This window comes from Palleronia abyssalis, from assembly GCF_900302445.1.
Classification (GTDB): domain Bacteria; phylum Pseudomonadota; class Alphaproteobacteria; order Rhodobacterales; family Rhodobacteraceae; genus Palleronia; species Palleronia abyssalis.
The window spans coordinates 193,506-206,707 of the sequence record NZ_ONZF01000002.1 but is presented as its reverse complement, the minus strand read 5'-3'; the positions used below and the strand labels follow the sequence as shown (position 1 = coordinate 206,707).

The following is a 13,202-nucleotide window of genomic DNA, read 5'->3' as shown; positions in this document are numbered from 1 at the left end:
GTTTCTTAACCTGGCATTAAAGGGCGTCAGTCTATCTTGTTTAAAACGGAGCAAGAGTAACCTTGAAGGCAATCGATCCAGATACCCTCGTCTCTGTCGACGAGGCCGAGGCGCTTGCCAGGAACCTGCGTCTTCTGATCGTCGACGATTCCCGATTGCAGCGGCGTATCCTGATGACCGCACTCGGCGGGCAAGGCTACGATCTGGCCGAAGCGGGAAGCGCGGCCGAAGCGATCGAGGCCTGTCGAAGCGAACTGCCGGACATCGTCATCAGCGACTGGATCATGCCCGGGACCAGCGGCCTCGAACTCTGCGCGGAGATCCGTCAGACATTCACCGACGATTATATCTATTTCATCATCCTCACGTCCAAATCCGCGAAAGAGGATCTGGCCGAGGCGCTACGCTCGGGCGCCGACGATTTTCTCGCCAAACCCCTGTCCGGGGAGGAACTGTCGGCCCGGATTTCCGCCGGTGAACGGCTTTTGAGGATGAGCCGGGAACTGCGCGACAAGAATCGCCTGATTACCCGGACCCTGGAACAGATGCGCGCGATCAACGTGCGCCTAGATAAGGACCTTGCCGAGGCGCGGCGTCTGCAGATGTCGCTTGCCCCCAAGACAGCCGTGCGGTCGGATGCTTGGGACATTTCCTTCCTGCTACAACCTTCGGGCCACGTCGGTGGTGACCTGGTCGGGACCTTCCCAATTGCGAAAGACAAGATGGGGCTATTCTCCCTCGATGTCTCTGGTCACGGTATCGCGGCCGCCTTGATCACCGCCCGCCTGTCCTCATGGCTGTCCGGGGGATCGCCAGACCGAAACGCTTCCCTTTACTGGGAGGGGGATACGATACGCATGCATTCCCCCGACTACGTCTGTCGACAGATGAACGAAAGATTCCTGACCGATCACGATACGGGGCACTATTTCACCATGGTGATCGGTGAGCTTGATCTGATAACCGGCAGGTTCGTGTTCTGCCAGGCCGGGCACCCACATCCGCTGCTTCAGACGAAAAACGGGGATACGCGTTTTATCGGGTCGGGCGGCCCGCCCATCGGTTTGATAGATGGCGTGGAATACGAGAAATCCGAGGTCATGATCGACCCCGGTGATCGTCTGTTGATCTGTTCGGACGGAATCACGGAATGCCCTGACAGGTCCGGGGATTTGCTGGACGACGACGGGCTGAATGCGCTCATCTCGAATAATTTCGACGTCAGGGGCGAGAACCTCCTCGCTGTGATCGAGGGTACGCTGCGGCAAAGGATCGACGACGACGATTTTTCCGACGACGTTTCAGCCGTCCTGATCGAGCGTCAACTGTAGAACAGCCGTTCCAGGAACTGCCTGTCCCCGTCTATGGCCAGGCTTTCCCGGGCCTGCGCGATGTCCATCCAGGCGGCTTCGTGATCAGGCTCTGCCGGTGGGCCAACCCGCAATGTCGGTCGCGCCAGGTAAACGTGACACAGCTTTTCGGCGTACATCTCGTATTCAGGCATGTACACGAACCGGCGATGCGCGCCGAGCCGTCGCGGCCCGGAAATCCGGTATCCCGTTTCTTCGAGGACTTCGCGGTGAAGCGCTCGCAACGGCGACTCCCCGGGGTCGATCCCGCCACCCGGCAATTGCAGTTCCGGCCGCGGCGCCACCTGGTATGTCGTCAGGATCCTGCCACCGGATACCAGGATCGCGTAGACTCCGGGGCGCAGTGTGTACCTTATACCGCGGACCGGTCGTTCTCCGATGGGGATCATTGCGCAAGCTCCGGGGTTCAAGGACGCGTCATGCAGCTTATATGCACGCGGTATGCCAAATTCCGCCCATCCGAGGAAGCCATGACCCTGGGACAGACCATCGCCTGGGACGACACCGTCCTGCCATTTCAACTTGACCGATCCGACATCCGCGGCCGTGTCGCGCGGCTCGACGGGGTCTTGGGTAACGTGCTGTCGCAGCATGACTATCCCAAAGAGATCGAATCCCTCGTCGCCGAGGCCGTCGCGCTGACGGCCCTGATCGGGCAGACCATCAAGCTCCGCTGGAAGCTTTCGCTTCAGGTGCGTGGCGACGGTCCCGTGCGCCTGATCGCGACCGATTACTATGCCCCCGGCGAGGATGGCAGCCCGGCGCAGATCCGAGCCTATGCCAGTTACGACGCCGAACGACTGGAACCGGAGGTCACTCCGTTTTCGCAGATCGGCAAGGGATACTTCGCGATCCTTCTGGATCAGGGCGACGGGATGAAGCCGTACTCGGGGATCACTCCGATTGCCGGCGGATCGTTGTCGACCTGTGCTGAAACCTACTTCGCACAGTCCGAACAGCTGCCCACGCGATTTGCGGTGACCTTCGGTCAGACGCAGGAGCCGGGGCGGTCGCCTCATTGGCGGGCCGGGGGGGTCATGCTTCAGCACATGCCGGAAGCATCGCCACTGAGGGCCGATACCGAGGCAAGCGGGACCACCGGGCTGATGACGCCGGACGATATCCTGGACGGGGAAGAGGCCGAGAACTGGAACCGCGCGAACACGCTGCTCGACACCGTGGAGGAGACTGAGCTGATCGGGCCCCACGTTCAGCCGACCGAGCTTCTGGTGCGCCTGTTCCACGAGGAAGCGCCGCGTGTCTTCGACGCGCAGCCCGTGCGCTTCGGGTGTACATGCTCGGCGGATCGTGTGCGCGAGTCCCTGTCAATCTATTCGCAGCGCGACATCGCCCATATGACCACGGATGAGGGGATCGTTACGGCCGATTGCCAGTTCTGCGGTGCGCATTACGAGTTCGACCCAAAGACGCTTGGCTTCGAGGCCGAAAAGGCGCCCGGCGAGGGTGAGTGAGCTTCGCGAAAGATTGACGACGGCCCTGTCTCGACCGACCGGGCCGTCGTCCGATTTCGATCTGAACCGCAGCGCCGTGCCCCCGTCGCAGCGGTCGCTTCGGGGCGCCGGGGTTCTTGTTCCCGTTCGGCACGACGGGCGGATGATCCTGACCAAGCGGGCCTCGCATCTAAGCCAGCATCCCGGTCAGATTGCGTTCCCGGGCGGCAAGATCGATCCCACGGACGCCGACGCCACCGCCGCGGCCCTGCGCGAGGCTTGGGAGGAAACTGCCTTGCCGACGGATGCGGTCGAGGTTCTGGGTCACCTTCCCACCCATGAAACGGTGACGGGGTTCACGATCACCCCGGTTCTGGCGCTGGTCTCAGGCGATCCCCCATTGCGCCCCGAGATCGGCGAGGTGTCCGAAATTTTCGAGGTCCCACTGTCCTTCGTCGCGGACCCCGGTAATTTCACTGTGCAATCGCGGGTTTGGCGCGGGCAGAGGCGACATTACTATGCCGTTCCGTTCGGGCCGTACTACATTTGGGGGGCGACAGCGCGAATTTTGCGGGGCCTGGCCGAGCGAATGACATGGCAAGATTGAAGGTCGACGGCGACTGGCGTCGGCACGAAGGGGCACAGGCCCTGATGGGTGCCATTGCGGCATCCGGGTTCCGGTCCCTGTTCGTGGGCGGGTGCGTGAGGAACGCGGTGTTGGGGGCACCGGTCCTCGACATCGATATCGCGACGGACGCGTTGCCGCAGACGGTCATGGGCTTGGCCGACGCGGTGGGGTTCAAACCGGTTCCGACTGGCGTTGATCACGGCACTGTCACCGTCGTCGCGAACGGACATCCTTTGGAGGTGACGACGTTCCGCAAGGATGTCGAAACTGACGGGCGACATGCGGTGGTCACCTTCTCCGACGACGTGGCCGAGGATGCGGCACGTCGGGATTTCACGATGAACGCCCTCTATGCCGAAGCCGATGGGACCGTTGTCGACCCGCTAGGCGGGCTGCCCGACCTTCACGCCCGTCGCGTGCGTTTTGTCGGCGATCCCGGCACCCGCATCCGCGAGGATTACCTTCGCATCCTGCGGTATTTCAGGTTTCACGCTTGGTATGGCGACCCCGATGCCGGCATCGACGCTGAGGCGCTGGCCGCCTGCGCCGAAGGAGCCGAAGGGCTTGCAGGATTGTCGGCCGAGCGCATCGGGCAGGAAACGCTTAAGCTGCTGGGCGCGCGGGATCCCGCCCCCGCCATCGGTGCCATGCAGCAAAGCGGGATCCTGATGCGCGTCCTTCCTGGCGCCGATCCCGCTGCGCTTGCCCCCCTTGTCCATCTTGAGGATCTGATCGGTGCCGAGCCTGATCCGATCCGCCGTCTTGCCGCTTTGGGTGGCGAGGATGTGAGCGATCGACTGCGCCTGTCCAAAAGGCAGTTCAAAGGGCTGGAGACCTTGCGCGAGGGTCTCGGCTCGGAGGGTGGTCTTGAGGAAACCGCCTGGCGATACGGACGCGAGCAAGGCCAGGATATCGTCCTTCTACGGGCCGCCGTGTTCTCGGCGCCTTTGCCTGCCGATCTGAATGCGCGGTTGGATACCGGGGCAGGGGCCGTCTTTCCCGTGCGAGGCGCCGATCTGGCCGGGAAGCTTGAAGGGCCTGCCATCGGCCGCAAGCTGGACGAGCTTCAGCGGCGGTGGATCGACTCGGGCTTCACGCTGGACCGAGAGACGCTCCTCAAGGGGTGATCGTGCAAGGTTTTCCTTTCGGTCGCCGGTCCCTATCTGAGGGAGGTTAGCCCGAAAGGCCACGATGTTCCGGTTCTTCGAAAACCTTGTGGATCCTTATGCCCGGCATGAGGTGACGGATACCCCGCCGCACCGTCTCTGGCCGTTCCTGTTGTCGTGGTCGCATCCGTTCAAGCGGGTGTTCGCGTTGGCCGGTGCGACCTCGGTCGTGGTCGCGGTGATCGAAATCCTGCTGATCGCTTATATGGGCCGGGTTGTGAACATCCTGTCCGATGGGAACCCCGAGGCGGTTCTTTCGGATTACGGGGTCGAACTTGTCGTCGTCGCGCTGGGCATCCTTCTGGTCCGTCCGGCGATCCAGGCGCTGAACGTCCTGCTGTTGAACAACGCGATCATTCCCAACTACGGCACGTTGTTCCGGTGGCGCGCGCACAGCCATGTCATGCGCCAGTCCGTCGGGTGGTTCGAGGGGGACTTTGCCGGGCGGATCGCCAACCGGATCATGCAGACCCCCCCCGCGGCCGGCGAGGCCGCGTTCCAGGTCTTCGACGCGATGACCTATGCCGTCGCCTATATCGTAGGCGCGGCGCTTCTGCTGTCGGACGCCGATCCCAGGTTGGTCCTGCCGCTTCTGGTGTGGGGTGTGCTCTACGGCGTTCTGATCCGGTGGGTGATCGTGCGCATCGGACCAGCCAGCCAAGCGGCTTCGGACGCGCGTAGCTTTGTCACCGGTCGGGTCGTCGACAGCTACACCAATATTCATTCGGTTAAGCTGTTCGCACATCACGACCGCGAAATGGAGTACGGGCGCGAGGCGATCGAAAATGCCCGCATCAAGTTCCAGGAAGAGATGCGCCTCTACACCCTGATGGACATCGCCCTGACTATTCTGAACGGGGTGCTGACCGTTGGTGTCGTTGGTTGGGCCATTGCGCTTTGGTATGCGGGGTCGGCAACCGTCGGCGTGGTGGCGACCGCGACCGCGTTGGTCATACGGCTTGGCGGGATGACCGGCTGGATCATGTGGGCTGTCAGCTCGTTCTTCCGCAACCTCGGCGTGGTAGCCGAAGGGATGCAGACCATCGCCCAGCCCATTGCGCTGCGTGACACGCCGGGTGCGGGGGACCTGAACTTGGAAAAGGGCGAGATCCGGATCGAGGGTCTCAGCCATCACTACGGCAAAGCGCGAGGCGGGCTTGATGCACTGAACCTGACCGTTCGACCGGGCGAGAAGGTCGGACTTGTCGGACGCTCGGGCGCGGGGAAGTCCACGCTGGTGAAGCTTCTTCTGCGTTTCTACGACGCCGAAGGCGGGCGCATCCTGATCGACGGGCAGGACATCGCGACCGTCACCCAGGACAGCCTGCGCCGCCATATCGCGATGGTCAGCCAGGACAGCTCTCTGCTGCATCGCTCGGTCCGGGACAATATCCTGTATGGCGACCCGTCTGCGACCGAAGAGCAGATGGTCGAGGCCGCGCGCCGCGCCGAGGCGCATGAGTTCATCCCCGGATTGCATGACGGCGAAGGTCGGACCGGCTATGACGCGCATGTGGGCGAGCGTGGCGTGAAACTTTCCGGCGGGCAGCGCCAGCGCATCACGCTGGCCCGTGCGATCCTGAAGAACGCGCCGATCCTCGTCCTGGACGAGGCGACGTCGGCCCTTGATTCCGAGGTCGAGTCGGCGATCCAGGAAACTCTGTACAAGGTGATGGAAGGCAAGACCGTCATCGCCATCGCGCACCGCCTTTCGACCATCGCCCGGATGGACCGGATTGTCGTTCTGGACGACGGCCGGATCGTCGAAGAGGGCGCGCATGACGACCTGATTGCCGCCGGGGGCCTCTACGCGCGCCTCTGGGCCCGGCAATCGGGTGGATTTCTCGAACTGGAGGCCGCTGAATGATGTGGCGCATCGCGAACCTGATCGACGCCTTCCGTCCTGCGGATGGACCCCCGCCGCGGAGTCTGGGCAAGTTCTTCGTCTGGGCCCTGTCGGGGGCGTGGGGGTGGATGGCGCTGGCCGGACTGTTCTCGGCCATTGCCGGCACGGCCGAGGTGTTCACGGCGCTTCTTCTCGGCAGCGTGGTCGACTCGGCTGCCGGCACCGCGTCGGTTGCCGACTATTTCCGCGAGAATGCGACGCTGTTGATCGGCACGCTGGCCTTTTTTCTGATCTTCCGCCCGATCATGTTCGGACTGTCGTCGGCGTCGAACTCGATCATGGTATCGCCGAATGTGAACCCGATGGTGCTGATGCGCCTGCACCGGTGGACGCTGGGCCAGGCAGTGACGTTCTTCGACAACGATTTCGCCGGGCGCATCGCGCAAAAGCAGATGCAGACGGCCCGCGCGATCACCGATGTCGCGTCGGAGTTCATCAACGTGGTCTGCTTCGCGCTGGCCTCGCTGGTGGGCGCCGCGCTGCTGGTCGGAACCATCAATATCTGGATGGCGGTCGGGCTGTTCGTCTGGCTGGCTGGCTATCTTCTAACCATTCGCTGGTTCATGCCGCGGATCCGCACCCGGTCGAAGGCGCGGGCGGCCAGCCGGGCGATGGTGTCGGGCCAGGTTGTCGACACGATCACCAACATCAAGACAGTCAAGCTGTTCGCCCATGACGATCACGAAGATCGCGCCGCGCTGGATTCCATCGCGACGTTCCGCACCAAGGTCGTCGATTTCGGGATCCTCAGCGCCGGGTTCCGCTTCACGCTGATGACGCTGGCGGGGATCCTGCCGGTCCTGCTGATCGGCGGCACACTGTGGCTGTGGTCCCGTGGCGCGGCGACGCCGGGGGACATCGCGGCGGCCGGTGCGATCTCGATCCGGATCGCGCAGATGACCGGTTGGGTCAGTTTCACCCTGATGGCGATGTATTCCAACGTGGGCGAGGTCGAGGATGGGATGAACACTCTGACCCCGCCGCACCAGCTGACCGATCCCGCCTATGCGGATGCCTTGCCCGCCGGGTCCGAGGTGAAGTTCGAGGACGTGACATTCACCTACGGCCGCCAGGAGGGTGGTCTGCGCGATGTCAGCGTAACCCTGCATGAAGGAGAAAAGCTGGGCGTCGTGGGCGCCAGCGGTGCAGGCAAGTCCACGATGGTCGCGCTTCTTCTACGGCTCTACGACACCGAGGGCGGGCGGATCAGCGTGGCTGGCAAGGATGTCCGCGAGGTCGCGCAGGAGACGCTGCGCCAGCGGATCGGTATGGTCACGCAGGAGACCGCGATGTTCAATCGCTCGGCCCGCGAGAATATCCTGTACGGGCGCCCCGACGCGACCGAGGACGAGATGATCGAGGCTGCGAAACAGGCGGAAGCGCACGAGTTCATCCTGAAGATGAAGGATCACAAGGGGCGAAGCGGGTATGACGCGCATCTGGGCGAGCGCGGCGTGAAGCTGTCGGGCGGTCAGCGTCAGCGCATCGCCCTTGCGCGGGCCATTCTGAAGGACGCGCCGATCCTCGTCTTGGACGAGGCGACCTCGGCCCTGGATTCCGAGGTCGAGGCGGCGATCCAGGAGGCGCTCGACCGGGTGATGGAGGGCAAGACCGTTCTGGCCATCGCGCACCGCTTGTCCACCCTGGCGAACATGGACCGGATCATCGTTCTGGAAGAGGGCCGCATCGTCGAGGAAGGCACCCATCCCGATCTTCTGCGCAAGGACGGCATTTACGCCCGATATTGGAAGCGCCAGTCGGGCGGGTTCATGCGCTATGACGAGGCCGCAGAATAGAATGCGCCTGACGGTCGAACGCCTCGGACACAAGGGCGACGGAATTGCGCCGGGTCCCGTCTTCGTGCCACGCGCCCTGCCGGGGGAAGTGGTGGAAGGCGGTGTGACGGGCGATCGCATGGAGGCGCCGGTGATCGTGGAGCGGTCAGACGCCCGCGTGGCGCCGGATTGTCCTCATTACGATCGGTGCGGCGGGTGTTCCCTGATGCACGCGGCCGATCCGTTCGTCGGCCGGTGGAAGATAGACGTCGTGAAGCAAGCCATGGCAGCCCGCGACCTCCCTGCACCCGTGGTGGGCATCGCAACGTCTTCTCCGAGATCCCGGCGCCGAGCCGTCTTCACCGGGCGGCGCACCAAGGGGGATGTCATCGTCGGCTTTCACACTCGCCGCTCGACCGACGTTACCGCGGTGGACCAATGTCGCGTGGTCACGCCGCGCATCCTCGATGCCCTCCCGGCGCTTGAGACAATGACCGCCCGGTTGGCCAAGGCGAAATCGGACCTCTCGATCCAGGTCATCGACGGACCCGCGGGCCTGGATGTCGCAGTCACCGGGTGCGCCTCGCCCGATCGCAGCATTCTGACGGACTTGGTTGCGCTGGCGGGGAAAGCCGGGTTCGCCCGCCTGTCCGTCGCCGGAGAGCCGGTGCTGACCGACCGCGCGCCGTACCTGTCGCTGGCCGGCGTTCCCATGACGCCGCCCCCCGGTGCGTTCGTCCAAGCCACGGCCCATGCCGAGGCTGCGCTTCTGGCGTGCGTGTCCCGCGCGCTGGGTGATGCTCGCCGCGTCGTCGATCTGTTCGCCGGGTGCGGAACTTTTGCCCTGCCCGTGTCCCGCCGCTGCGACTTGCACGCGGTCGAAGGCGACGCCGCGATGACCGAAGCCCTGCAAACTGCATGGCGAAAGGCGAAGGGCCATCGTCCCCTGACGGCAGAGACGCGGGATCTTTTTCGCGATCCTCTGATAGCGTCCGAGCTGGATCGCTTTGATGCCGCCATCATTGACCCGCCCCGTGCGGGGGCCGAAGCGCAGTGCCGCGAACTGGCCCAGTCGCGCGTGCCGCACATCGCCGCGGTGTCCTGTAACCCCATAAGCTTTGCCCGGGATGCGGCGATCCTGATCGAGGGGGGCTATGCGCTGGAATGGATCCGGGTGATCGACCAGTTTCGCTGGTCCACGCATGTAGAGCTTGCGGCCGCGTTCCACCGGGCTTGACGGCAACAAACCGCCTCGCAGGAACGTGAGGGGCGTGGCGCGGCTTTCGACGGTATGGAAATGGCGATACAGGGAAAGAAAACCCCGTAGGCAAGCAGAGCATTTCAATGACGCTATCGCGCGCGATCCTGATCGTCGTCTTCCTTCTGGGGCTGAGCGCTTGCGGCCCGACAAGCAAATTTCTGACCTATGACGGGCCTGAGGTCACGCGGGTATTGGTCTTCAAGGAAGAAAGGAAGATGTATCTTCTGAACGGGACGAAGGTGCTTGAGGATTACGACATCGGACTTGGGTTTGCACCCACTGGCGACAAGAAGATCGAAGGCGACGGTCGCACGCCCGAAGGGCATTACCTGATCGACAAGCGCAATCCCAACAGCCGCTTTCACCTGTCGATCGGCGTCAGCTATCCCAACGCGGACGACATTGCCGAAGCCAAGCGGCTGGGCAAACCGCCGGGGGGCGATATCTTCATCCACGGGCGCGGGCCGACTTATCGCAAGGATGCCCCAGACGACTGGACGTGGGGCTGCATCGCGGTGACCGACCGCGAGGTCGAGAAGATATATGCCATGGTGAAGAACGGGACGCCGATCAGCATCTACCCGGCCGAAGCCGACATGACCCGGGAACAGGCAGAAGCCTTGCAGGCCAGACAACAGGCCCTGATGGCGCCCGCCGTGCCAATGCCCGGCCCAGTTTTGATGCAGGCAACCCCCGCTGTCCCGGCGCCCGGGGCGATTGTCGAGCCCAGCCCCGACGGCACGCCCGCCCCGGCCGCGGCTCAGTAGGGCGTCAGCGCCCCGCGGGAGGCGCGACGGCCACGCCTTCTGTCGTTCGGATCGCGGCGGCGTCTCGGGTTCCGGTGACCATGGTCCACCAGATCTTGCCGTTCTCTTCCTGGTACCAATCGAAACCGAGGTCACGCGCACGGGGGTCCGTGACGATGTCCCGTGTCTCGGGTGTTTCCATCCAGGCGGCAAGCGTCTCAAGCTCGGTCTCGTAGGTCTCGGAAATGTTCTCGCCCAGAAGGCGGCCTGTATAGCCCACGCGACGCACCCGATCCACAGGCGACGATCCATCAGACCCGAAGTGCCATGGTCGGTTCTGCACGCTCATGTCCCGGGAATGGGTGGCTGCGGCCGCCGTAAGCTCGGAATTCAGTGCCACGGGCGGGGCTCCGGCTGCCTGCCGGATGGCGTTCATTCCATCCAGGAACCGAATCTGGACGCGATCGCGTTCGATCGGGTCGATGCGGTAAAGCTGTGGAAGCGGGCGCCCGTCGGGCCCCAGCTGAACCGGCGGAGGCGGCGCAGCGCAGGCCGTTGCGGTCATCACAAGCGCCGCGGCGGCGATCAAGCGGATGGGCGTCATTGGTGTTCACTCCGGGTCGGATCAGCGAATGCCTCTAACTTCTGTCGCCCTCGTGTTCAATCTAGGGTCAGCGGATTGACGCCTGCGTGATTTGCGGCGTGTCCCGGTTCACGATACTTTAAGGCCGTAGGAAACGAGCATTTCCCAGAGGCAGATCACAATGACGACGAAACACAAGTTCGGCCTGAGCCGGCGTTCCTTTGTGGCCGCGGGCGCGGCTTCATTTCTGGCCGCCCCGGCGATCGCGCAGCAGAACGGGTCCACGGAATTTCGCGCCCCCGTCTCGGACAACACGAGGCGCAATGCCTCCAGCTTCCGAACCCTGGACTGGCAGCCCTATTTCGACACGTTGACGGGCGGTGCGATTCTTTGCGACATCTCTTCGCGCGCCCTCCATTACTGGAGCGAGGACGAGAGCGTGTACAAGCTGTACCCGACATCTGTGCCTCAGACCGACGACCTGACGCGCCGGGGCCGGACCGAAGTGATTCGCAAGGTCGAGGGGCCAAGCTGGGCGCCGACACCCGAGATGAAGCAGCGCAACCCAGAATGGCCGGACTTTATCGGTCCCGGCCCGGACAATCCGCTTGGAACGCATGCATTGTATCTGAGTTGGCAGTATTATCGCATCCACGGAACGCAAGACACCCGCAAGATCGGGCGTCGATCGTCCAACGGCTGCATCGGCCTTTATAATGAGCATATTGCCGAACTGTATTCGATGACCTCGAACGGCACGCAGGTGTTGCTCATTTGACAGATTCAGGCGGCGGTGGAACCAATCACGCGGCAGTGGCATTTGCGTGATGTAACTATTGGTGCTTATACCACGGTCGAGGTACAGTCTTTAGGTGCCTGCTGCCGCCTCGTTAAATTCTAGGCACCAGGCTAAACTGGAGTAATGACATGAAGAAACTCGCTCTTGCTGCCGCTCTCTCCGTTGCTGCCACCGGTGCGTATGCCGGCGGCATGGTCGTGGTTGAGCCCGTGATGGAGCCCGCCGTCGTCGTGGAAGAATCCTCGTCGTCCTCGGCTGGCATCGTGATCCCGCTGCTGCTGCTGGCCGTCGTGGCCGCGGTTGCCGCTTCGGACTGATCCGACACGCATTGAACTTCGAAAAGGCGATCGCTCAGCGGTCGCCTTTTTTTGTGCCTGTTTTCAGATCCAGCCCGACAGGTTTTCCACGATGACCTCTTCCAGCGCCGCGATATGCGCGTCGTCGTCATTGAGGCACGGGATGTAGGTGAACTTCTCGCCGCCGGCTTCCTCGAAGCTCTCCCTGATTTCCTCGTTGATCTCTTCCAGCGTCTCGATGCAATCGGACGAGAATGCCGGGGCGCACACGGCGATATTTTTGATCCCGCGCTCGGCCAGGCGTGCCACTTCCTCGACGGTATAGGGCTGCAGCCATTCCTCGGGGCCGAAACGGCTCTGGAATGTGGTTTTGATCTGGGTGTCGTCCCAGCCCAGCCGCTCCTTCAGCAGGCGTGTCGTTTTCTGGCACTGACAATGGTACGGATCGCCCTCCATCAGATATCGCTGTGGCACCCCGTGATAGGAGCACACCAGCATGTCGGGCTTGGTGTCGAGCGCGCCGTAGCTGCGTTCGACGGACCTTGCCAGTGCGTCGATGTATGTAGTGCGGTCGAAATAGGGGGGCACGGTGCGGGACGCCGGCTGCCATTTGGCCTTCATCAGGGCGCGGAAGAACTGGTCGTTCGCGGTGGCCGTGGTCGCCCCGGCATATTGGGGGTAGAGCGGGAAGAACAGGATCTTCTGGCACCCCTCCCGGATCATCTGGTCCACCTTCGACATCGTCGACGGATTGCCGTACCGCATGCAGAACTCGACCCGCACGTCATCGCCGAACCGCTGGTTCAACGCCTCGCGCAACTTCACCGTCTGAGACTTGGTGATCGTCATCAACGGGCTCTCGCCTGCATCCTCGTTCCAGATCGACTTGTAGGCCGCCCCGGACGAGAATGGCCGCTTCGACAGGATCACGCCCTGCAACAGCGGCTGCCAGATAAGGGGCGAATAGTCGATGACGCGCTTGTCCGACAGGAACTCGCTCAGGTACCGTCGCATCGACCAGTAATCGTATCCGTCAGGTGTTCCCAGATTGGCCAGCAGCACGCCGATCCGGGCGGGCGGCACCTTCGGGTGGTCCTGTCGAGCATGTTCGGGACGTTCCGCGTCGGCGGCGGTGAACATCGGTTTGTCGGTCGCTTTACCGTCCAGCATGTCTTTCGTCCTCAGGGTCCTGGGCTTCCGGTCGGCATATAGAATTGCCTT

General features: G+C 63.2%; 13 protein-coding genes. 10 read left to right on the top strand and 3 right to left on the bottom strand.

From position 1 onward, the window contains the following. Positions 1 to 62: 62 nt before the first annotated feature. A complete protein-coding gene (locus PAA8504_RS04725) occupies positions 63 to 1,331 on the top strand; it encodes a PP2C family protein-serine/threonine phosphatase (RefSeq protein ID WP_245897520.1) in 1,269 nt (422 codons plus the stop codon). On the opposite strand, the gene PAA8504_RS04720 is transcribed toward PAA8504_RS04725, so the two are convergent. Next, positions 1,322 to 1,759: an NUDIX domain-containing protein gene (locus tag PAA8504_RS04720; protein ID WP_108893013.1), complete on the bottom strand. Its 438-nt coding sequence runs from the start codon at positions 1,757 to 1,759 to the stop codon at positions 1,322 to 1,324. The two genes, PAA8504_RS04725 and PAA8504_RS04720, sit on opposite strands and share 10 nt — an antisense overlap. A gap of 81 nt (positions 1,760 to 1,840) precedes the next feature. Here PAA8504_RS04720 and hslO point away from each other — a divergent pair, with 81 nt between their 5' ends. From hslO to PAA8504_RS04685, 7 genes are all read left to right on the top strand, one after another. Beyond that, complete coding sequence (gene hslO / locus PAA8504_RS04715) at positions 1,841 to 2,842, top strand: Hsp33 family molecular chaperone HslO (RefSeq protein ID WP_108893500.1); 1,002 nt, start codon at positions 1,841 to 1,843, stop codon at positions 2,840 to 2,842. Further along, positions 2,835 to 3,428, top strand: a complete 594-nt coding sequence (locus PAA8504_RS04710) for a CoA pyrophosphatase (RefSeq protein WP_245897519.1) — start codon at positions 2,835 to 2,837, stop codon at positions 3,426 to 3,428. The genes hslO and PAA8504_RS04710 overlap by 8 nt, the downstream gene beginning before the upstream one ends. Next, a complete protein-coding gene (locus PAA8504_RS04705) occupies positions 3,425 to 4,576 on the top strand; it encodes a CCA tRNA nucleotidyltransferase (protein WP_370739680.1) in 1,152 nt (383 codons plus the stop codon). The genes PAA8504_RS04710 and PAA8504_RS04705 overlap by 4 nt, the downstream gene beginning before the upstream one ends. Before the next feature lie 64 nt (positions 4,577 to 4,640). Next, positions 4,641 to 6,482: an ABC transporter ATP-binding protein gene (locus PAA8504_RS04700; RefSeq protein ID WP_108893011.1), complete on the top strand. Its 1,842-nt coding sequence runs from the start codon at positions 4,641 to 4,643 to the stop codon at positions 6,480 to 6,482. Next, a complete protein-coding gene (locus PAA8504_RS04695) occupies positions 6,479 to 8,317 on the top strand; it encodes an ABC transporter ATP-binding protein (protein WP_108893010.1) in 1,839 nt (612 codons plus the stop codon). The genes PAA8504_RS04700 and PAA8504_RS04695 overlap by 4 nt, the downstream gene beginning before the upstream one ends. 1 nt (position 8,318) lies before the next feature. Next, the gene (locus tag PAA8504_RS04690) at positions 8,319 to 9,533 is read left to right on the top strand and encodes a class I SAM-dependent RNA methyltransferase (RefSeq protein WP_108893009.1); all 1,215 of its coding nucleotides are present in this window, start codon (positions 8,319 to 8,321) and stop codon (positions 9,531 to 9,533) included. A gap of 107 nt (positions 9,534 to 9,640) precedes the next feature. Beyond that, positions 9,641 to 10,324, top strand: coding sequence for a L,D-transpeptidase family protein (locus PAA8504_RS04685; RefSeq protein WP_108893008.1), 684 nt, complete (start codon positions 9,641 to 9,643; stop codon positions 10,322 to 10,324). A gap of 4 nt (positions 10,325 to 10,328) precedes the next feature. On the opposite strand, the gene dalA is transcribed toward PAA8504_RS04685, so the two are convergent. Then, positions 10,329 to 10,907 carry a divisome-associated lipoprotein DalA gene (dalA, locus tag PAA8504_RS04680; RefSeq protein WP_181375689.1) on the bottom strand — a complete coding sequence of 193 codons (579 nt, stop codon included), beginning with the start codon at positions 10,905 to 10,907 and terminating at the stop codon, positions 10,329 to 10,331. Positions 10,908 to 11,067: 160 nt separating this feature from the next. On the opposite strand from dalA, the gene PAA8504_RS04675 reads away from it, so the two are divergent. Further along, a complete protein-coding gene (locus tag PAA8504_RS04675) occupies positions 11,068 to 11,664 on the top strand; it encodes a L,D-transpeptidase (protein WP_108893007.1) in 597 nt (198 codons plus the stop codon). A gap of 149 nt (positions 11,665 to 11,813) precedes the next feature. Next, entirely contained in the window at positions 11,814 to 12,002 is a 189-nt protein-coding gene (locus PAA8504_RS04670; RefSeq protein WP_108893006.1) for a hypothetical protein, read from the top strand. A 63-nt stretch (positions 12,003 to 12,065) separates the two neighbouring features. Here the strand turns inward: PAA8504_RS04670 and hemH are convergent, their stop codons facing one another. Further along, the gene (gene hemH / locus PAA8504_RS04665) at positions 12,066 to 13,151 is read right to left on the bottom strand and encodes a ferrochelatase (protein WP_245897518.1); all 1,086 of its coding nucleotides are present in this window, start codon (positions 13,149 to 13,151) and stop codon (positions 12,066 to 12,068) included. Positions 13,152 to 13,202 lie beyond the last annotated feature (51 nt).